The 19,505-nt window shown below is 70.6% G+C and carries 18 protein-coding genes; 14 read left to right on the top strand and 4 right to left on the bottom strand.

Annotation, left to right across the window (positions count from 1 at the left end; genetic code table 11):
* Positions 1–12 precede the first annotated feature (12 nt).
* Positions 13–834 (bottom strand): transglutaminase family protein, encoded by an 822-nt coding sequence (locus tag ASF27_RS16390; RefSeq protein WP_056260992.1) that lies wholly within the window; start codon positions 832–834, stop codon positions 13–15.
* 148 nt (positions 835–982) lie between these two features.
* On the bottom strand, positions 983–1,867 hold the full coding sequence (locus tag ASF27_RS16395; protein ID WP_056173331.1) for a YihY/virulence factor BrkB family protein: 885 nt from the start codon (positions 1,865–1,867) through the stop codon (positions 983–985).
* A 162-nt stretch (positions 1,868–2,029) separates the two neighbouring features.
* Between ASF27_RS16395 and ASF27_RS16400 the strand changes: the two genes are divergently transcribed.
* Together ASF27_RS16400 and ASF27_RS16405 are read left to right on the top strand one after the other, a co-directional pair.
* Positions 2,030–2,914 (top strand): DMT family transporter, encoded by an 885-nt coding sequence (locus ASF27_RS16400; protein WP_056173334.1) that lies wholly within the window; start codon positions 2,030–2,032, stop codon positions 2,912–2,914.
* 192 nt (positions 2,915–3,106) lie between these two features.
* On the top strand, positions 3,107–4,789 hold the full coding sequence (locus tag ASF27_RS16405; protein ID WP_056361752.1) for an acyl-CoA dehydrogenase family protein: 1,683 nt from the start codon (positions 3,107–3,109) through the stop codon (positions 4,787–4,789).
* A 148-nt stretch (positions 4,790–4,937) separates the two neighbouring features.
* Here the strand turns inward: ASF27_RS16405 and ASF27_RS16410 are convergent, their stop codons facing one another.
* Entirely contained in the window at positions 4,938–5,120 is a 183-nt protein-coding gene (locus tag ASF27_RS16410; RefSeq protein WP_056173340.1) for a hypothetical protein, read from the bottom strand.
* A 53-nt stretch (positions 5,121–5,173) separates the two neighbouring features.
* Positions 5,174–6,487, bottom strand: a complete 1,314-nt coding sequence (locus ASF27_RS16415) for a glycosyltransferase family 4 protein (RefSeq protein ID WP_056361756.1) — start codon at positions 6,485–6,487, stop codon at positions 5,174–5,176.
* Positions 6,488–6,596: 109 nt separating this feature from the next.
* Between ASF27_RS16415 and ASF27_RS16420 the strand changes: the two genes are divergently transcribed.
* The 12 genes from ASF27_RS16420 to ASF27_RS23445 all read left to right on the top strand — a co-directional run bounded on the left by ASF27_RS16420 (position 6,597) and on the right by ASF27_RS23445 (position 19,495).
* Positions 6,597–7,844, top strand: coding sequence for a glycosyltransferase (locus ASF27_RS16420; RefSeq protein ID WP_056361757.1), 1,248 nt, complete (start codon positions 6,597–6,599; stop codon positions 7,842–7,844).
* Between the two features lie 142 nt (positions 7,845–7,986).
* Positions 7,987–8,349, top strand: a complete 363-nt coding sequence (locus tag ASF27_RS16425; RefSeq protein ID WP_056173349.1) for a phasin — start codon at positions 7,987–7,989, stop codon at positions 8,347–8,349.
* Positions 8,350–8,653: 304 nt separating this feature from the next.
* On the top strand, positions 8,654–9,313 hold the full coding sequence (locus ASF27_RS16430) for a hypothetical protein (RefSeq protein ID WP_056361760.1): 660 nt from the start codon (positions 8,654–8,656) through the stop codon (positions 9,311–9,313).
* Between the two features lie 114 nt (positions 9,314–9,427).
* Positions 9,428–10,936: a Do family serine endopeptidase gene (locus ASF27_RS16435; protein WP_056361763.1), complete on the top strand. Its 1,509-nt coding sequence runs from the start codon at positions 9,428–9,430 to the stop codon at positions 10,934–10,936.
* 80 nt (positions 10,937–11,016) lie between these two features.
* On the top strand, positions 11,017–12,333 hold the full coding sequence (locus tag ASF27_RS16440) for a replication-associated recombination protein A (protein ID WP_056361765.1): 1,317 nt from the start codon (positions 11,017–11,019) through the stop codon (positions 12,331–12,333).
* A 203-nt stretch (positions 12,334–12,536) separates the two neighbouring features.
* Entirely contained in the window at positions 12,537–13,784 is a 1,248-nt protein-coding gene (locus ASF27_RS16445) for an Hsp70 family protein (RefSeq protein WP_056173360.1), read from the top strand.
* 72 nt (positions 13,785–13,856) lie between these two features.
* Positions 13,857–15,314, top strand: coding sequence for an RluA family pseudouridine synthase (locus ASF27_RS16450; RefSeq protein ID WP_056361768.1), 1,458 nt, complete (start codon positions 13,857–13,859; stop codon positions 15,312–15,314).
* A 200-nt stretch (positions 15,315–15,514) separates the two neighbouring features.
* Positions 15,515–16,000: a hypothetical protein gene (locus ASF27_RS21730; RefSeq protein ID WP_082479233.1), complete on the top strand. Its 486-nt coding sequence runs from the start codon at positions 15,515–15,517 to the stop codon at positions 15,998–16,000.
* Between the two features lie 13 nt (positions 16,001–16,013).
* On the top strand, positions 16,014–16,673 hold the full coding sequence (locus ASF27_RS16455) for an HAD-IA family hydrolase (protein ID WP_056173366.1): 660 nt from the start codon (positions 16,014–16,016) through the stop codon (positions 16,671–16,673).
* 62 nt (positions 16,674–16,735) lie between these two features.
* Complete coding sequence (locus tag ASF27_RS16460; RefSeq protein ID WP_056362176.1) at positions 16,736–17,590, top strand: ATP12 family protein; 855 nt, start codon at positions 16,736–16,738, stop codon at positions 17,588–17,590.
* Positions 17,591–17,710: 120 nt separating this feature from the next.
* Positions 17,711–19,243 (top strand): acyl-CoA carboxylase subunit beta, encoded by a 1,533-nt coding sequence (locus ASF27_RS16465; protein ID WP_056260978.1) that lies wholly within the window; start codon positions 17,711–17,713, stop codon positions 19,241–19,243.
* A 123-nt stretch (positions 19,244–19,366) separates the two neighbouring features.
* Positions 19,367–19,495 (top strand): hypothetical protein, encoded by a 129-nt coding sequence (locus ASF27_RS23445; RefSeq protein WP_274533103.1) that lies wholly within the window; start codon positions 19,367–19,369, stop codon positions 19,493–19,495.
* Positions 19,496–19,505: the final 10 nt, after the last annotated feature.

Consider the following 19,505-nt stretch of genomic DNA (forward strand, 5'->3'; position numbering starts at 1 on the left):
GCGCCGGGCGCGCTATTCCCGATGCGGCGTCGCCGCATCCTCCGCCCACACCCGGAACTTGGTCAGGCGGTTGCCGCCGAAGGTGTGTGTGAGGGGTACGTCCGCCGCGTCACGCCCGCGGGCGACGAGGATGCGGCCCCGGCGCGGGGCGTTGTTGCGCGGATCGAACACGTGCCAGGCGCCGCCGAGATAGCATTCCGTCCAGGCGGCGAAATCCCCCGGCCCGTGCGGCTCGGGCTCGCCGATGAAACTGAGATAGCCGGTGCAGTAGCGCGTCGGAACGTTCAGGGCCCGGCACAACGCGACGAACAGGTGCGCGTAATCCCGGCACACGCCGCGCCCGCCCGCCATGGCGTCCACCGCCGTACGGTCCACATGCGAGAAGGCGTACCCGAAGGTGATGTGGTGGTGGACGAAGTCGCACACCGCCTGCACCCGCGCCCAGCCGGGTTCGAGGTGCCCGAACCGGTCCCAGGCCTCGTCGGACAGCAGGTCGGATTCGCAGTACCGGCTCGCGACGAGGAAGGGCAGGGCCTCCTCGGGCAACTGCTCGACGGGGTGCTCCACGGCGTCGGGCACGATCGCGTCGAGGGCGCCGTCGTCGGGGATCTCGGCGTGAACGCTAAGGGTGATGGAGCCCGCCGGGGCGAGGAAGCGCACGGTGCGATTGCCGAAGGCATCGCGAAAGGTCCTGGTCGGCACCGGCGGATCGAGCTGCAGCACGTCGGGCGGGACGGCCGCGAGCCCCTTGACCGGATAGGTGTTGAGACGGGCGATCAGCGGGGTCGGATGGGAAAACTCGTAGCCCATCTCGCAACCGAACCTGATCCGCATGGAAACCCTCTCCGGCCGGCCGCCGCGCCGACCTCCGCCCTATGCCCGGCCCTGGTGGGAGGGAATAGGCCGCGCAAGTCACACGCGCATGTCATTGCGTCCCCTGTGCGCAGATGAAGCGTCCGGGTCGTCGAAGCCGGGTGAACCCCTAAAGACCGTGGGCCCGAGCCTGCTTCTCCCGCATCCGCGCCTGGAGCCGCACGCGCCGCGCTGCAATGACGGTGCCATTGATCTCGCCGCCGAACAGGAACATCGCGGCGAGCCAGTACAGGAACACCAGGGCCACCATGGCGGTGGCCAGACTCCCGTAGGTCGAGACGTAGGCGTTGGAGAACCGGTCGAGATAGTAGCCGAAACCGAGGCCGGCGAGGAACCACAGCAGCAGGGTCACGGCGACACCCGGAATCACGGCGAGGAACGAGCGCCGCCCGGTGGCGATGAATTTGTGGGCGATGACGAGGACGCTCACGAGCAGGAAGGCCGTGATGCCGATGCGCCCGATGGCCACCGTCAGGCTCAGGGGCTCGAGGCCGGGGGCGACGTTGATGACGTTGCGCCAGATCAGGGGTCCGAGAACCACCAGCAGGGCGAAGGCCAGCATCGCGAGGGCGCCGCAGATCACGTAGGCGATGGATTCCAGCCGCGTGAGCCACCACGGCCGCTGCTCGCGCAGGCCGTACGCGCGATTGAGCCCGACCCGCAGGCTCTCGACCCCGGCCGAGGAGAAGTACAGGGCCAGCACGGCACCGACGGTGAGAACGCCGCCGCGCTGCTCGGTGAGCACCCGGTGCATCTCGTTGACCACGGGCTTGGCGATCTCGCGCGGCCAGGCGTCGAAGATCAGCACCCCGGCTTCATCGGCAAGCGACTTGGTGCCGAACAGGCCGGCCAGCGCGGCCAGCAGGATGAGGAACGGGAACAGCGCGATGAGGATCGAGAGGGCGATGTGGCTGGCGATGGCCCAGCCGTCATGGGCGATGAAGCGCCGGGCGGCGACGCTTCCGATCTCGAGGGGCTTCGTCAGGCGGCTCACGGGGGCGGGCTTGTCCTCTGCTGATGCGTCGTCGGTCGACGGATCGGCCGTCCTCTAAACGCGACGCCGGGGTCCGGCGCAACGCGGAAGGGGCGTTTGGGGGGTGCATCGATCCGGCGTGCCTTGTGTTCCAGGCCGCACTGTGGTGCCTGCGCCACCAGCATGACCAGCCCATCCTCCCCCGGATCCACGGCCACCGTGCCGGCCGTCTTCGTGCTCATCTGGGCGACGGGCTTCGTCGCCGCGCGCTTCGTGGCGCCCCATGCCGATGCCGTGACCTTCGTGGCCCTGCGCGTCGTCTGCGTCGCCGGCGTCCTGGCGGTCCTCGCCGCGATGCTCGGCGCGCGCTGGCCGCGCGGGCGCCGGGGCTGGGCCGACGCCCTCGTGGCCGGCATCCTGATGCAGGGCATCTACGTCATCGGGGTATTCTGGTCGGTGCAGAACGGCCTGCCGGCCGGCATCGCCGCCCTCGTCGGCAGCCTCCAGCCCCTTCTTACGGCGCTCCTCGCCGGGCCGGTACTGGGCGAGCGGGTGAGCCCGCGGCGCTGGTCCGGCATTGGATTGGGCTTTGCAGGCGCCGCCCTGGTGCTCGCCCCCAAGGTCGGGGCAAGCGGCACCTCGGGCATTCCGGTGCCGGCGCTCGCCGCCTGTCTCGCCGCCATGGTCGCCATGACCGGCGGGACCCTGTGGCAGAAGAGCCGGGGCGGGTCCGCCGACCTCCTGTCCAACGCCGCGATCCAATTCGTTGGTGCCGCCGCCCTGGCGATCCCCGTGGCGCTTCTCATCGGGACCGGCCGGTTCGACGCCACCCTTCCGGCCTGGTTCGGCCTCGCCTGGTCGGTCCTCGTCAATTCCGTTGCGGGGATCCTGCTGCTTCTGCTCTTGATCCGGCGTGGGGCGGTGGCGGGCGTCGCCTCCCTGCTGTTCCTCGTCCCCCCGGTCTCGGCCCTGATGGCCTACGGCCTGTTCGGCGAATCCCTCGCGCCGGTGCAGCTTGCCGGCATGGCGCTCGCCGCCGCCGGGGTCGCCCTGGCGAGCCGCGGCTGATGTTTTTCTTTGATGCGACCGGCAATTAAATTAGCGAACCTGCCGCGCGCGAAGGACAAGAGGGATTCTTCTCTCGTAAAATAATGAATTCAAGCGGGAAAGTGCCACTCTGCGGCGAGACGCCTCTACAGACCCGCCGAACCTGCCTATAATGAGCGGCAACCCATCCTCTTTTCTGGAAAGAGTTGCCGCATGTCCGCTTCTCCCGTCACGACCTCCGAACCGCAGGATCTGCTGACCCTCGCCCGCGAGGCCGCCGAGGCGGCCAAGGCCCTCGTCGCCGAGGCCACCCGCCGGGTCCGCACCCGCGTGCTCTCGCCCGAGGGCAAGATCTCGGCGGAGAAGATGGAGCTCGAGCAGCACGCCACCCACGGGCTCGCCTGGATCGCCACCTACGCCGAGGGCGTGCGCGAACTCGGTGCCTACGCCGCCCGCCTGACGGAGTCGGGCGAGTTCGGCGAGACAGAGGCGCTTCTCGTCAGAATCGGGCTCGGCGAATACCTCGACCAGATGTTCTCCGGCATTCCCATGAGCCAGGGCGAAATGGTGCGCCCGACGGGGTCCCTCGGCCTCGGCGCCCGTGAAGTCGCCCAGTTCCGCAACGACGCCGTCGAGGCCCTCATCGCCGACGGCAACACGGCCGAGAACCGTGCGGCGCTCGTCGCCCGCATCCGCGACAACGGCGGCTCGGCCACCATCGGCAAGTCCGGCCTCGACGAGGACATGGAGGCGATCCGCTCCGAGATGCGCCGCTTCGGCCTGGCCGAGGTCGTGCCGCACGCCCACGCGTGGCACAGCGAGAACGCCTACATCCCGATGGAGATCGTGACGAAGATGGCCGAGCTCGGCGTCTTCGGCCTGACCATCCCGGAAGAGTATGGCGGCATGGGCCTGCCCAAGATCTCCATGTGCGTGGTCTCCGAGGAGCTGTCGCGCGCCTATATCGGCGTCGGCTCCCTCGGAACCCGCTCCGAGATCGCCGCCGAACTCATCCTGTGCGGCGGCACCGAGGAGCAGAAGCACCGCTTCCTGCCCGGCATCGCGTCCGGCGACACGCTCCCCACCGCCGTGTTCACCGAGCCGAACACCGGCTCGGACCTGGCCTCGCTCCGCACCAAGGCGGTCAAGGACGGCGACGTCTGGAAGATCTCGGGCAACAAGACCTGGATCACCCACCCCGTGCGCGCCGACATCATGACCTGTCTCGTGCGCACCAAGCCCGAGGAGAAGGGCCACAAGGGCCTGTCGCTCCTCATCGCCGAGAAGCCGCGCGGCACCGACGCCGAGCCTTTCCCCGTCGCGGGCCTGTCCGGCGGCGAGATCCACGTGCTCGGCTACCGCGGCATGAAGGAGTACGAGCTCGCCTTCGACAATTTCGAGGTGCCGGGCGCCAACCTTCTCGGCGAAGTCGAGGGCAAGGGCTTCACCCAGCTCATGCAGACCTTCGAGTCGGCCCGCATCCAGACCGCCGCCCGCGCCATCGGTGTGGCGCAGAACGCCCTCGACCTCGGCCTGCGCTACGCCGAGGACCGGGTGCAGTTCGGCAAGGCCCTGATCAACTTCCCGCGCGTCGCCGACAAGATCGCCATTATGGCGGTGGAGATCAACATCGCCCGTCAGCTCACCTACTTCTCGGCCCGCGAGAAGGACGAGGGCAAGCGCTGCGATCTTGAGGCCGGCATGGCCAAGCTGCTGGGCGCCCGCGTCGCCTGGGCGGCGGCCGACAACGCCCTGCAGATCCACGGCGGCAACGGCTTCGCGCTGGAATACGCGGTCAGCCGCGTGCTCTGCGACGCCCGCATCCTCTCGATCTTCGAGGGCGCGGCCGAGATCCAGGCCCAGGTCATCGCCCGCCGCCTGCTCGAAGCCGCCTGATCCCGACATCCATGTCGCTCCCTTGGGGGAGCGGCACGGTCAAGCCGTTGAACGAAGAACGCCGGAGCCCATGGCCCCGGCGTTCTTCGTTTCGGCTCCGCGAAGGCGCCACTTTTGCCTGGGAAAGCGCCGCTTGCCCGGGAAGGTGCTACTTGGTGATCTTCACCGAGACCGGATCGCTCGACGGAAAAGTCTCTTCCAGGGCCTCGTCGAGGCGTTCGCTGAGTTCACCCTGCTGGTTCTCGGGCCGGCTCTTGTCGGACCCCTTCGGCGCGGGTTGGCCCGTGGTGGAGATCGTGTCGGTCTCCGGTGACTTGGTGTCCTCGGCCATGGCGGCGTTTCTCCGATTCCCGTGGTCCGCCGCATCGGGCGAACCTCGCGGGATCAACGCGGGTGACCCGCCCCCGTATCCACCGCCGAGCCACGGCGGGGCAGGGCGGCCACGGCGGCACTGCCCCGACGTCCGGGCACCGGCACCCGGGATGCGGCTTCGCGCAGAACGGTCTCGTAGACTTCGCTCACCCGGTCGAGATGGGCGTCGAGGGTGAGGGGGGCGGCCCAGTAGCGCCCGTGGGCGGCCCGGCTCATCCGCGCGGCGCAGGCGTCGTCCTTCAACCGGACGAGATGGGCGGCCAGGGCCTCGGCATCGCCGGAGCGGAACCAGAATCCGGTCTCGCCGTCCTCCACCGCCTCGCGACCGGCGCAGGCATCGCTGACGATGACGGGCGCGCCGCAGGCCAGGGCTTCGTAGACTGTCAGCGGCTGGCCCTCGTACCAGACGCTCGGGAACACGAGGGCGCGGGCCTCGCGCATCAGGGCGTGCACGGCGGCCTCGTCCTTCCACCCGAGCATCCGTGCCTCGGGGTAGCGCGCCGCGAGATCCGCGGCGGCGGGACCGTCGCCGACGAAGACCGGGCGCACCCCGGCGCGGCGCGCGGCTTCGGCGAAGACCGGCGCGCCCTTCTCCGTGGAGATGCGCCCGACGAACAGGAAATCCCCCGGCGGTTCGGAACGCGGCGCTGCCTTCGCGACAGCGATCGGGTTGTCGACCCGATGAAACAGGGTCGTGGCCGGCAGGTGCGGCCGGATCACCGCTTCCTGCAGGGCGCTGATGGTGACGATGTGGGGGAACAGCCGCCGCATCCCGGCGACGTGGTCGAGGGCGGCATGACGCACCACCCGCAGGAGCTTGCGGGGATAGCTCCGCGCATCGCAGTTCGTCGTCAGGCAGTCCCGCGACATCGGCGTGCGGTGGCAGATGCTCTGCGCCGGGTACTCGTAGAAGCCGCCATTGGGGCAGACGAGGAAGAACTCGTGCATGGTGTAGAGTAGCGGCAGGCCGGAGGCCCGCAGGCTCACCCCGATGGAGGGCGACAGGGCCTTGGCGAAGGCGTGGACGTGGACCACCGTCTCGCGCGGGTCGAGCCCCGCCAGGACCTCGGACAGGCGCTGCGCGGCCTTTGCGTTCCAGATCGCCTGCACGGCGAACGCGAGCTTGTTGCGAGTGGAGGCGATGTCGTCCTGGCCGAGACAGACCACCCGGATGCCGGCGGCCTCCAGGCGTGGATCGGCCGGACCGACGGCGGCGAACACCGTCACCTCGTGTCCCCGTGCCCGTAGGCCGAGCCCCGCATCGAGGGCCACCTTGGCCTGCCCGCCATTGATGGAGGCGTGATCGACGACGAGAACGACGTGCATGGCGGGCGTTTCCGTCGAAGATGATGCGTCGGCAACGTTTACCGCTCGTGCGTTGATCTCCGGTAAACCGAGGTCCGGGCGTGCTCGCCCCGGGGACTCGGCCGACGCCATGCACATCGCGATCCTGGCCGAATTCGCCGTGGCGAGCGGAGGCGCCGAGAAGGTGGCGGTGGAATCCGCCCGCGGCCTCGCCGAGGCCGGACACAGCGTCACCTATCTTCAGGCCATCGACGGGCCGGCCGACGCGCTTCTCGACCATCCGGGCATCACCCGCCTGACACTGCACAATCGCGACATCTGGGACAGACCGGCGCACCGGGCCGCCGTCTCGGGCATCTGGGACGGGCCGTCGGCCGCCCGCCTCGGTGCCGCCCTCGACGCCCTGCCGGTGCGGCCGGACCTCGTGCACCTGCACCAATGGACCCGCAGCCTGTCGCCGAGCGTGTTTCCGCCGCTGTTCGCCCGCGGCGTGCCCGTGGTCGTCACCCTGCACGATTACTTCATGGCCTGCCCGAACGGGGTCTACTACCGGTTCGACCGCGCCGCGCCCTGCGCGCTCACCCCCCTGTCGACGGGGTGCCTCGCCGCCCCCTGCGACGGCCGGAGCCGCCTGCACAAGCTCGTCCGGGTCGGGCGCAACGCCGTTCTGCGCACCACCCTGCGGGGGCATGCCCTCGACGTGATCCATGTCTGCGACGCCAGCGTCACGCGGATGGGCCGCCTCCTCGGCCATCTCGATCTGACCCACCACCGCGTCGACAACCCCGTGCGGGTGGCGCGCACCGAGCCCGCCGATCCGGCGCAGGGCGACGCCGTAGTGTATGTCGGCCGCCTCACCCGGGAGAAGGGGGCCGACCTCGTGGCCGCGGCGGCCGCCCGTGCCGGCCTGCCGGCCGTCTTCATCGGCGCCGGCCCCCTGGAAGCCGAACTCGGCGCCCATCCCCACGTCGAGATCCTGGGCTGGCGCAGCCCCGAGGCGGTCTGGGAGACGGTGCGGGCCCGGGCCCGGGCCCTCGTGGCGCCGTCGCGCTGGTACGAGACCGGTCCGCTCACGGTCTACGAGGCCCTGGCCCACGGCATTCCAGTGATCGCCTCGCTTCGGGCGGGTGCTGCCGAGCGGATCGTCGACGGCGTCACCGGCTTCACCGTGGAACCCGAGATCGAGGCTCTGGCGGGGGCCATGCGGCGCCTGTCCGAGGATTCGGGGCTGCGCCGCCTCGGGCGTGCGGCGAGCGAGCGGTACTGGGCGACACCGACGACTCCGGCCGCCCACGCCGCGTCGCTCGAGGCCGTCTATGGACGCGTCATCGCGGCGAGAGCCGCGGCGGGACAGTCGGGCAAGGGACGGGCCGCCTGACGCGCGTCCTGCGGTCGGGCGAACGATTTCCGACGGCCGGCCTTTTCCTTCCGCGACGATCTTGACGTCTATGTTGCACTGCAACATAAAGCCTTCGCGGCTCGACGTTTTGGAGCGCGCTCCCGCAAGAGAGAGATACGCCATGACCGGCCAGACCTTCGAGATCCCGACCGAGATGCGCGCCTTCGCCGAGAAGAGCGTCGATCAGGCCCGCAGCGCCGTCGGCAACCTCATCGGAACTGCGATCAAGACCTCCGAACAGCTTCAGACCCAGTCGAAGACCGTGCAGGAGTCGATGCAGACCGCCCTCGCCAAGAGCTTCGACCACGCCCAGGAGAACGCCACCGCGACGTTCGACTTCGCCCAGAAGCTGGTGCGGACCCGCGACCTGCGCGAGGCCTTCGAGCTGCAGTCCGAGTTCCTGCGCAGCCAGATCGCCAGCCTGCAGAACCAGGCCAAGGATCTCGGCGCCCTCGCGCAGAACACCCTGCGCCCGTCGGCCTGATCCGCTCCCTACCCCGACGGCGCCGCCCGTATCGGCGCGCCGCGGGACGGTCGGATGAAACAAGCGCCGGAGGTGTGATCCGACCGATTCGGGCACGGCTCCGGAACGGATCGCTTCACCCCTTCGGCGCATTCCATCGAGGCCCGTCCCCTCCGCCAGCGGCGCGAGGACGGGATTTCGGCGGAGTGCTCCGATTTGGGTAGGATGCGTCCGAACGGCTCGAGGAGACATGACCATGGTGAAACGGCGTAAGGGGCCGCCCGCGCGGTCGAGCGCGGTGCGGCGCAATCCGGAGGAAGCTCAAATGGTCGTGGAATCCCGTCTCCCCGAGACGCTCTCCGAGCCCGAGATCGCGCCGGAGTCCGCGGAGGCGTCCGCCCTCGGCACCGAGGCTCACGTGCCGTCGGTCCACGACGCCCTCCTGGAGACGGTCTCCGCCGACGCCCTCGAAGCTGCGGCGGGGCAGCCCGTGTCCGATCGACCGGCCGAGGCCGAGCCGGCGGATGCGGCCGTGCCCGCGGAGCCCGCCGACGACGCGACCGAGCCGGCCCCCGTCATGCAGCCGCCCGAAGCCCTCGAGGCCGCCCCGGATACCGTCACCATTCCGGACGTCGCGCCCGAGACCGCTCCGGCGGTGGCGACGCTCCCCGTCGCGGCGATGGAAACCGCATCGGTCGCGCAGGCCGTGGCCATGGCCCAACCCGCGCTCACCCGTCCGACCGAGGAATCTTTCGACATGATCGGCGAGATCACGCAGGCGAACGCGACGATCCTGGCGTTCCTGCGGAGCGAGGGCAGCGCCGCCATGGCGCATTGGCACAGCCTGTCCGGCGCCAGGACGCCGGCCGACGCCATCCGCATCCAAGTGGACGAGATGCAGCGGGCCGCCGATGCGTCGCTGACCTGCTTCAGCGTCCTGGCCCGCCGGGCCGGCCGTCTCGCAGCGGGGATCGGCCGGGTCTGACGGGCCCCCTCGCGCCGAGCCCCCGGCCCGTCTAGATAACCCGAGATCCCCGCCTCGCCCCCCATAACCCGTTGCCGACGGGGGGCACGCGGTTCGTTCTCCCGGGAGTCCTCGATGCCGCGCTCGTACCCCCTGCTCGTTCCCCTCGTGGCGGCTTGGCTCGCCACCGGGCCGGCCGTCGCGCAGATGGCGCAGACGCCGGACAAGATCGCGCCGGACAAGATCGCGCCGGACAGATCCGCGCCCGAGAAGGCGAGCCCGGACAGCGCCGAGAAGACGGTCCCGCAATCCAAGGGGCAGGTGCATCTCTCGTTCGCGCCCGTGGTGAAGCGGGCCGCGCCGTCCGTGGTCAACGTCTACGCCTCCCATGTCGAGACGCGGGGGGCCAGCCGCAGCGCCATGGACGAGTTCATGCGGCGCTTCTTCGGCGAGAACGGCGGCGGTCGCGGCCGGGGTGGAGCACCGGGGGAGCGGGCGCAGAAATCCCTCGGATCTGGGGTGATCCTCGACGAATCCGGCCTCGTCATCACCAACAACCACGTCATCGAGAACATGAACGAGGTTCGGGTCGCCCTGGCGGACCGGCGCGAGTTCGAGGCGACCATCGTGCTGCGCGACCCGCGCACGGATCTGGCCGTGGTCAAGATCAAGAGCCCGACGGGCGGCCTCGTGGCGATGCCGTTCGGCGATTCGGAAGCCCTCGAGGTCGGCGACTTCGTCATGGCCATCGGCAACCCGTTCGGCGTCGGCCAGACGGTGACCCAGGGCATCGTCTCGGCGCTCGCCCGCACCCAGGTCGGCTCGTCGGACTACCAGTTCTTCATCCAGACCGACGCGGCGATCAATCCGGGCAATTCCGGCGGAGCGTTGGTCGATCTCAACGGACGGCTGGTGGGCGTCAACACCGCCATCTACTCGCAATCGGGCGGCAGCCACGGCATCGGCTTCGCCATTCCGGCGAGCATGGTCCGCGCCGTGGTGGAGACCGCCAAGGGCGGGGCCACCTCCGTGCGCCGGCCCTGGCTCGGCGCTCGGGTGCAGAGCGTGACCCCGGACATCGCCGACAGCATGGGGCTCGACCACCCCACCGGCGTCCTGGTGGCGAGCCTGCAGCCGAAGAGCCCGGCCGAGGAAGCCGGCCTCAAGCGCGGCGACCTCATCCTCAGCGTCGACGGCAAGACCGTCGACGACCCGGAGGCCTTCGGATACCGTTTCGCCCTGAAGGGGCTCACCGGCACCACGAAGTTCGGCATCCTGCGCGGCACCAGCCGGACCAACGTGCTGGTGAAGCTCGGCCCCGCGCCGGAGACCCGGCCGCGCGACACCCTCAAGGTCCGCACCCGCTCGCCGTTCCTCGGCGCCACCCTGGTCAACACCTCGCCGGCCGTGGCGGAAGAGATCCAGGTCGACCTGCCCGCCGAGGGCGTCGCCGTGGCGGGCGTGGAGGAGAATTCCATCGCGGCCCGCGCCGGTCTCCAGAAGGGCGACATCATCGTCGCCATCAACGGCGCCCCCATCTCGACCACGAAGGACCTGGAGCGGATCACCCGCAACAGCCTGAACATGTGGGAGGTCTCGATCAACCGCGGCGGCGAGGTGCTCACCTCGGTGTTCGGGGGATAACAGCCGGCGCGAATCCCGCGGGCGGGGTTCGCGCGGCGTTCCGGGTTGCGAAGCCGGCGCCCCCGCGTCTTGATGCGGCCATGTCCGATCTCTTCGTCTCCGCCGGCCTCCAGAACGCCGCGCCGCGTCCGCTCGCCGACCGGCTACGCCCCCAGACCCTGGCCGAGGTGGTGGGCCAGGAGCATCTCACGGGGCCGGACGGGGCGCTGACGCGGTTGCTCGCGGGCAAGTCGTTCGGCTCCCTGGTGTTCTGGGGGCCGCCCGGCACCGGCAAGACCACCGTGGCGCGCCTGCTCGCCCACGAGACCAGCCTGCATTTCGAGCAGATCTCGGCGATCTTCTCCGGCATCGCCGACCTCAAGAAGGTGTTCGAGGCGGCGCGTCAGCGGCGGACCCTGGGGCAGGGGACCCTGCTGTTCGTCGACGAGATCCATCGGTTCAACCGCTCGCAGCTCGATGCCTTCCTGCCGGTGATGGAGGACGGCACGGTCACCCTCGTCGGCGCCACCACCGAGAACCCGTCCTTCGAGCTCAACGCCGCCCTGCTGTCGCGCGCCCGCGTCCTGCTGTTCCGGGCGCTGGACGACGCCGCCATCGCCAAGCTGATGGTTCGGGCCGAGGCCCTGACCGGCCGGCCGCTGCCGTTGGACGAGGAGGCGCGCGGCGTGCTGGTGCGGATGGCGGACGGCGACGGGCGCGCCTCCCTGACCCTGGCGGAGGAGGTCTGGCGCTCGGCCAAAGCCGGTGAGGTCTTCGGCGCCGAGGCGCTGCAGACCATCATCCAGCGCCGGGCGCCGATCTACGACAAGTCCCAGGAGGGGCACTACAACCTCATCTCAGCCCTGCATAAGACCGTGCGGGGTTCCGACCCGGACGCGGCCCTGTACTACCTCTGCCGGATGCTCGACGGGGGCGAGGACCGCCTGTTCATCGCCCGTCGCCTCGTCAGGATGGCGGTGGAGGATATCGGGCTCGCCGACCCGCAGGCCCTCGTGGTCGCGACCGCCGCCAAGGACGCCTTCGATTTCCTGGGCTCCCCGGAGGGCGAACTGGCGCTCGCGCAGGTCACCGTCTACCTCGCCTGCGCGCCCAAATCGAACGCGGTCTACAACGCCTACAAGGCCGCGACGCGGGTCGCGAAAGAGCACGGCTCCCTGCCGCCGCCGCGCACCATCCTCAACGGCTCGACCAAGCTGATGCGCAAGATCGGCTACGGCGAGGGCTACCGCTACGACCACGACGAACCGGACGCGTTCTCGGGCCAGGATTACTGGCCGGAGAAGCTCGGCCGGCAGCACTTCTACGAACCCACCGACCGGGGCATGGAGAGCCGCTACACCGATCGCCTCGCCCATTGGGAACGCCTGCGGCAGGCGCGGCGCGGCGCGGAAGGGTGATGGTCGAGGAGGGACGACGGGGCGGCGCGTCGGCAGGTTCGGCGGGGCGCTGGTGGCTGCGACGCGCGTCGTCGCGGCGGCCGATCCACTGCGTCGGCGGGGCGTGCCGCGTCGCCGCGCTGCACAAAATTTCGTGGACCGGAGACGGTCGAGCCTGTAGGGGAGCCGGCCCAGCGCAACCGATCCATCGCCGGAGACCCACCATGGCGGCCTGCGGCCTCGATTTCGGTACCTCGAACACCACCCTCGGCCTTGTCACCGGGCAGGCGCCCGCCCTGGTCCCCCTGGAAGACCGGCACGTCACGATCCCGAGCGCGATCTTCTTTCCGCCGGGCCAGACCGCCTTCGTCGGACGCGCCGCCATGATGGAATACGTCGAGGGCACGCCGGGGCGCCTCATGCGCAGCCTCAAATCCGTGCTCGGCTCGTCCCTCCTGGAAGAGACCACGCCCGTCGGCCGCGAGCGCATCAAGTTCCGCGACGTCATCGGCCGCTACCTCGCCGCCGTGAAAAGTCGGGCCGAGACCGCCACCGGCGCCTCCCTCGACACGGTGGTGCACGGCCGCCCGGTCCACTTCGTCGACGGCGACCCGGAGGGCGATGCCCGCGCGGAGGACGCCCTGCGGGAGATCGCCCGGGGCATCGGCTTCAAGCACGTCTCCTTCCAGTTCGAGCCCATCGCGGCGGCCCTCGACTACGAGCAACAGGTTCGCGCCGAGGAGATCGCCCTCATCGCCGATATCGGCGGCGGCACCTCGGATTTCTCCATCGTGCGCCTGTCGCCCGAGCGCCACGCCAAGACCGAGCGGGCGGACGACATCCTGGCCAACGACGGCGTGCGCATCGGCGGCACCGATTTCGACCGGCGCCTCAGCCTCGGCACGGTGATGCCGCTGCTCGGCCTCGGCAGCCCCATGAGCCGGGGCGACATCAACGTGCCCAACGCCTATTTCCACGACCTCGCCACGTGGTCGAGCATCAACCGGCTCTACAATCCCCGGACCCTGCGGGAGATCGAGGAGGTGCGCCGCGACGCCCGCCGACCCGAGCTCATCGACCGGCTCTACGCGGTGGTGGAGGCCGAGCGCGGGCATTCGTTGGCCATGGAAGTCGAGGGCGCCAAGATCGCCACGTCGGATGCGGGCCGCGGCAGCATCGATCTCGACTGGGTCGAGCGCGGGCTCGTCGCCGACATCGACCGCACCGGCCTCGTCGCCCACACCGACGAACTCGCCCGGCGCATCGCCGAGCGGATCGGCCGCTGCCTCGCCCAGGCCGGACTCACCGCCGACCGGATCGACGCCCTGTTCCTCACGGGCGGGTCCACCGGGCTGCCGCATGTCCGCGCGGCCCTGACGGCGGCGGTGCCCAACGCCCGGATCGTCGACGGCGACACCTTCGGCTCCGTCGGCACGGGTCTCACCATCGAGGCGGCCCGGCGCGCCGCCTGATTTCCTGTTGGTCGGCGGGGCCTTGCGCGGCCTGCGCTATGCCCCGGCGGGTGCCGGTGGTACGAGCGGGGCATGACCACACGACCACCTTCACGCGGCGGCGCCGGACGCAAGGGCTCCGGGGCCGGAGCGACCAAGCGACCCGGGCGCGGACCCGGCCCCGCCGGCAAGAGCCCGTTCGGCGCGAAAAGCGCGTTCGGCGGCAAGCGCCCGTTCCGCAACGCCAAGGACCCCGATCGCGAACGCACGGGGCCGCGCACCAGCGCCCTCGACGCGGCCCAGCGGGCGGCGTCCATGCGCGGCGAGGCCGACAAGCGTGCGCCCTGGCGCCCCGGCGACGCCCCGGATCCGCAAGCCGAGCAGCGCGATCAGCAGGAGCTTCCGAGCCGCATCCGCAGCCCCCGGCCGCAGAAGCCCGAGGCGACCCCTGAGGACGCGCCGCGCCGCGCCCGTGCGCCGCGCGCCGAGACGGCTGCCCCCGTCGAAGGCCCGACCCGGCGCGAGCAGCGCGCCGCCGCCTCCGCCACCCTGGCGTCGGGGGTCCAGACCCTCGTGGTCGAGGAGGACGAGGCCGAGATGCGGATCGACCGCTTCCTCACCACGCGGTTTCCGCAGCTGCCCTTCACCCGCGTCCAGAGCATCGTCCGTAAGGGCGAGCTCCGCGTCGACGGCCGCCGCGCCAAACCCAACGACCGGCTCCTGCCCGGCATGAGCGTGCGGGTGCCGCCCCTCAAGCTCGATGCCGTGGGCGAGCGGCCGCGCAGCCCTCAGCGCGACGCCACCGACGCCGACTTCATCCGCTCGCTGATCCTCTACGAGGATGCCGAGATGATGATCCTCAACAAGCCCTTCGGCCTCGCGGTCCAGGGCGGGTCCGGCACCGTGCGGCACGTCGACGGCCTGCTCGAATCCCTGGCCGGCGCGGACGGGCAGAAGCCGCGTCTGGTCCACCGCCTCGACAAGGACACGGCCGGTTGCCTCATCGTGGCCAAGACCCGGCTCGCCGCCGCGACGCTGGCGAAGAGCTTTCGTTCCCGCTCGGCCCGCAAGGTCTACTGGGCCCTCACCGCCGGGGTGCCGCGGGTGCCGCAGGGCCGGATCTCGACCTACCTCGCCAAGGAGGAGCCCACCGACGCGGATGCCCGCATGCGGGTGGCCCAGCACGGCGACGACGGGGCGGCGCACGCGCTGACCTACTACGCCATGGTGGACAACGCGGCCCAGAAGCTCTCATGGCTGTCCCTCAAACCGGTGACGGGGCGCACGCACCAGTTGCGCGCGCACGCGGCGCATATCGGCCATCCCATCGTGGGCGATCCGAAATACTTCAGCATCGAGAACTGGGAGTTGCCCGGCGGCATCCAGAACCGCCTGCACCTGCTCGCGCGCCGCATCGTGATTCCGCATCCGCGCACGGGCAAGCCCGTGGACGTGACGGCCCCCCTGCCACCCCACATGGCCCAGAGCTGGAACCTCCTCGGCTTCGACGCGTCGCGCTACGATCCCATCGTCGAGGCACCCGAAGCCTGAGGCGCGGCCACCGGCATCCGGCCGGGAAGGCCACCGCGGAGGCGGACAAGGCGACGGTGCCGCACGCGGCGACCTTGGCAATCCGACCGCATGCCTTATCCTCTCGTGCAACCTGAAGGCTCCGCCGCGCCGCGGCGGGACCTCAACCGCGCCAAGCTGGCCTGCGGGTCGTCTCGCAAGCCGTCTCGAAGGTCACGTCCATGAACCCCGCGACTGTCGCCTGTAGCGCGCTCCTGTCCCTGTCCCTGCTGACACTCGCGTCCGGCACCCTGGCGCAAACGGCGCCGACGGCTCCGCAGGTGCGACCGGCACCCACGCCCCCGTCCCCCGCCCAGCAGCGCCCGGCGACCTCCGGCACGACCGGTCCTGGACAGACGAACCCTGGACAAGCGAACCCTGGACAAGCGGGCGCCGGCCAATCCAATCCGAACCAGGCCACGGCGCCGCAACCGACGCCCGCTCCACGACAGGCCAATCCCGGCCAGCTCCCGACCCAGGCGGCCCAGGCGCCGGGCGGACGCGCGGCGGGTGCGGGCCGGCGCGCTCGGGCGTCCTACGCGAGCTGCAACCGGCAGGCCCATGCCCGTGGCCTGCGCGGCGGGGCGCGACGCCGCTTTCTCATCCGGTGCAAGCTCGGCTACGAACGTCCGCGTCAGCCCCAGTCCGCACCGGCGCGCCAGCCGTGACGGGCGCCCCCCCGTGACGCTCATCGTCTTCGACGTCGATGGCACGCTCATCGACAGCCAGCACCTCATCGTGGCGGCGCAGGGCCTCGCCTTCGCCGAGCACGGCCTCGCGGCCCCGAGCCGGGCCGAGTCCCTCTCCGTCGTCGGCCTGTCCCTGCCTCAGGCGTTCCGGCGCCTCGTCGGCGACGAGGGTCCGGTGGACGGCCTGTCGGAAAGCTACCGGCGTGCCTTCAACCTGCTGCGCCTCGACCCGAACTACGAGGAGCCGCTGTTCCCCGGTATGGAGGCGCTGCTCCAGCGCCTGCACGCCCGAAGCGACATCCGGCTCGGCATCGCCACCGGCAAGGCCCGGCGCGGGGTTGACCGGCTCATCGAGACCCATGGCTGGCGGGGCTGGTTCGCCACCACCCAATCTGCCGACGACGCGCCCTCGAAGCCCGACCCGACCATGCTGCGCCAGGCCATGGCGGAGGCCGGCGCCACGCCCGAGACCACGGTGATGATCGGCGACACCACCTACGACATGGAGATGGCGGTGAGCGCCGGCGCCGTCGCCATCGGGGTCGGCTGGGGCTACCATCCGGCCGGTGCCCTGTTCGGCGCCGGTGCCGCGACGGTGGTGGACACTGCGACCGCCCTCGGCGAGCTGTTTCCCGGCCCCGCCCACCCCTGATCCCCGGATCCGGGATGGCGGCGGGTCTCGCGGGCGCCGCGCCGATGCGCTATCCCCGGCCCATGAGCGACGATCCCAAATCCGACTGGCTCGGCGGCGCCGACGCCCCGCCCCCGAATCCCGCTGCCGACCCCACCGCCTCCGCCCGCGGCCCCGGCAAGCCGGCCCTGCCGAAGCGCTTCTACGCCGCCGCCGGACTCGCCGAGGCCGCCGCCGGACTTGCCGAGGCCGAGGGCGGCCTGCGCCTGACCCTCGACGGCCGCCCTGCCCACACGCCGGCGCGCAACCCCCTCGTTCTGCCGAACCGAGGGCTCGCCGAGGCCGTGGCGAGGGAATGGGAGGCGCAGGTCGGGGTGATCGATCCCGCGACCATGCCGCTGACGCGGCTCGCCAACACCGCCATCGATGGCGTCGCCCCCCGGCGCGACGCGGTGATCGACGACCTCTCGGCCTATGCGGGCACCGACCTCCTCGCCTACCGGGCCGGTGAGCCGGATCGCCTCGTGGCTGCGCAATCCGCCGCCTGGGACCCCGTGCTCGACTGGGCCCGCGAGAATCTCGGCGCCCGCTTCATCCTCGGCGAAGGGGTGATGCACGTCGCCCAGCCGGAGGACACCGTCGCGGCCCTGCGGCGGGCCATCGCGGCGACGGACGGGCCGTTCCGGCTTGCGGCCCTCCACACCCTGACGAACCTCACGGGCTCCCTCGTCCTGGCGCTGGCCGTGCTCGCCGGGCATCTCACGCCGGCCGAGGCCTGGGCCGCCGCCCACGTGGACGAGACCTATCAGGCGAGCGTCTGGGGCACGGACGCCGAGGCTGCGGCGCGCCACGCCCTGCGCACGGCCGAGTTCGAGGCGGCAGCCCACCTCGCCGCACTGGCGCGCAGAGAGCCGGAACGTGGTTCGCCGAAGACTTGAAATCCATTTTCGCTGAAAGCGCCGCGTGCTAAGTGCGTTTCAAACCGTAGCCGTTGGGCTCTCGCGAGAGAGCCCATGGGCGCGGGTCCCGTCATCTCTCCAAGGCAAGGCGTTCTCCGCATGAAAGACATTCTCGAACGGCTCGAGGAGCGGCGCGCCCAGGCCCGGCTCGGCGGCGGTGAGAACCGCGTCGTGGCCCAGCACAAGCGCGGCAAGCTGACGGCGCGCGAGCGCATCGAACTCCTCCTCGACCATGGGTCGTTCGAGGAATTCGACATGTTCGTGCAGCACCGCTCGACCGATTTCGGGATGGAGAAGCAGAAGATCCCCGGCGACGGCGTCGTCACCGGCTGGGGCACCATCAACGGCCGCACCGTCTTCCTGTTCTCGAAGGACTTCACGGTGTTCGGCGGCTCCCTGTCGGAGTCGCACGCGGCCAAGATCGTCAAGGTCCAGGACATGGCCCTGAAGATGCGCGCCCCGATCATCGGCATCTTCGATGCCGGCGGCGCCCGCATCCAGGAGGGCGTCGCGGCGCTCGGCGGCTACGGCGAGGTCTTCCGCCGCAACGTCGCCGCCTCCGGCGTCATCCCGCAGATCTCCGTCATCATGGGCCCGTGCGCCGGCGGCGACGTCTACTCGCCGGCCATGACCGACTTCATCTTCATGGTGCGCGACACGAGCTACATGTTCGTGACCGGCCCCGACGTGGTCAAGACCGTCACCAACGAGGTCGTGACCGCCGAGGAACTGGGTGGGGCCAAGGTCCACACCACCAAGTCCTCCATCGCCGACGGCTCGTTCGAGAACGACGTCGAGGCGTTGCTGCAGATCCGCCGCCTCGTCGACTTCCTGCCCGCCAACAACATCGACGGCGTGCCGGAGCTCGAGAGCTTCGACGATCCGCTGCGCCTCGACATGAGCCTCGACACGCTCATCCCCGACAACCCGAACAAGCCCTACGACATGGGCGAGCTCATCCGCCGCGTGGCCGACGAGGGCGACTTCTTCGAGATCCAGGCGACCTACGCCCGCAACATCATGACGGGCTTCGGCCGCATCGAAGGCCGCACCGTCGGCTTCGTCGCCAACCAGCCCATGGTGCTGGCCGGCGTGCTCGATTCCGATGCATCGCGAAAAGCCGCCCGCTTCGTGCGCTTCTGCGACGCGTTCTCGATCCCGATCGTCACCTTCGTCGACGTACCGGGCTTCCTGCCCGGCACCGCCCAGGAATACGGCGGCCTGATCAAGCACGGCGCCAAGCTGCTGTTCGCCTACTCCCAGGCGACCGTGCCGCTGGTCACCATCATCACCCGCAAGGCGTTCGGCGGCGCCTACGACGTGATGGCCTCCAAGCACGTCGGCGCCGACCTCAACTACGCCTGGCCGACGGCCCAGATCGCCGTGATGGGTGCCAAAGGCGCCGTCGAGATCATCTTCCGGAGCGAGATCGGCGACCCGGAGAAGATCGCCGAGCGGACGAGCGAGTACGAGGACCGCTTCCTGTCACCCTTCGTGGCGGCGGAGCGCGGCTACATCGACGAGGTGATCATGCCCCACTCCACCCGCAAGCGCATCGCCCGGGCGCTGGGCATGCTGCGTACCAAGGAGATGGAGCAGCCCTGGAAGAAGCACGACAACATCCCACTCTGACCGGGCGACCGAGTCCCCCGGATCGGCTCCGGGGGACCGCAAGGGCTTCGCGAAAATACTTTCCATGCCGTCGTTCCGGAAAGTCGTGCCATGATCGCTTCTCGAAGGACCGAGGAGACACCCATGGCGACGGAAAACAAACGCGGCAGTCGCGAAGCGAAGAAGCCGAAGAAGCCCGTGGTCAAGACCATTGCGGCGGCGGCCTCGACCAAGGACATGGTCAGCGCGGCGGTGAAGAACGCCAAGAAATAGGGTTTCCCCT

The organism is Methylobacterium sp. Leaf102, assembly GCF_001422425.1.
GTDB lineage: Bacteria > Pseudomonadota > Alphaproteobacteria > Rhizobiales > Beijerinckiaceae > Methylobacterium.

What these genes read in the sequence shown, in the direction of transcription:
- ASF27_RS16390 (WP_056260992.1), bottom strand. Translation starts at nt 834, where the DNA reads ATGCGGATCAGGTTCGGTTGCGAGATGGGCTACGAGTTTTCCCATCCG.
- ASF27_RS16400 (WP_056173334.1), top strand. Translation starts at nt 2,030, where the DNA reads ATGACCAGCCCATCCTCCCCCGGATCCACGGCCACCGTGCCGGCCGTC.
- ASF27_RS16405 (WP_056361752.1), top strand. Translation starts at nt 3,107, where the DNA reads ATGTCCGCTTCTCCCGTCACGACCTCCGAACCGCAGGATCTGCTGACC.
- ASF27_RS16410 (WP_056173340.1), bottom strand. Translation starts at nt 5,120, where the DNA reads ATGGCCGAGGACACCAAGTCACCGGAGACCGACACGATCTCCACCACG.
- ASF27_RS16415 (WP_056361756.1), bottom strand. Translation starts at nt 6,487, where the DNA reads ATGCACGTCGTTCTCGTCGTCGATCACGCCTCCATCAATGGCGGGCAG.
- ASF27_RS16420 (WP_056361757.1), top strand. Translation starts at nt 6,597, where the DNA reads ATGCACATCGCGATCCTGGCCGAATTCGCCGTGGCGAGCGGAGGCGCC.
- ASF27_RS16425 (WP_056173349.1), top strand. Translation starts at nt 7,987, where the DNA reads ATGACCGGCCAGACCTTCGAGATCCCGACCGAGATGCGCGCCTTCGCC.
- ASF27_RS16430 (WP_056361760.1), top strand. Translation starts at nt 8,654, where the DNA reads ATGGTCGTGGAATCCCGTCTCCCCGAGACGCTCTCCGAGCCCGAGATC.
- ASF27_RS16435 (WP_056361763.1), top strand. Translation starts at nt 9,428, where the DNA reads ATGCCGCGCTCGTACCCCCTGCTCGTTCCCCTCGTGGCGGCTTGGCTC.
- ASF27_RS16440 (WP_056361765.1), top strand. Translation starts at nt 11,017, where the DNA reads ATGTCCGATCTCTTCGTCTCCGCCGGCCTCCAGAACGCCGCGCCGCGT.
- ASF27_RS16445 (WP_056173360.1), top strand. Translation starts at nt 12,537, where the DNA reads ATGGCGGCCTGCGGCCTCGATTTCGGTACCTCGAACACCACCCTCGGC.
- ASF27_RS16450 (WP_056361768.1), top strand. Translation starts at nt 13,857, where the DNA reads ATGACCACACGACCACCTTCACGCGGCGGCGCCGGACGCAAGGGCTCC.
- ASF27_RS21730 (WP_082479233.1), top strand. Translation starts at nt 15,515, where the DNA reads ATGAACCCCGCGACTGTCGCCTGTAGCGCGCTCCTGTCCCTGTCCCTG.
- ASF27_RS16460 (WP_056362176.1), top strand. Translation starts at nt 16,736, where the DNA reads ATGAGCGACGATCCCAAATCCGACTGGCTCGGCGGCGCCGACGCCCCG.
- ASF27_RS16465 (WP_056260978.1), top strand. Translation starts at nt 17,711, where the DNA reads ATGAAAGACATTCTCGAACGGCTCGAGGAGCGGCGCGCCCAGGCCCGG.
- ASF27_RS23445 (WP_274533103.1), top strand. Translation starts at nt 19,367, where the DNA reads ATGGCGACGGAAAACAAACGCGGCAGTCGCGAAGCGAAGAAGCCGAAG.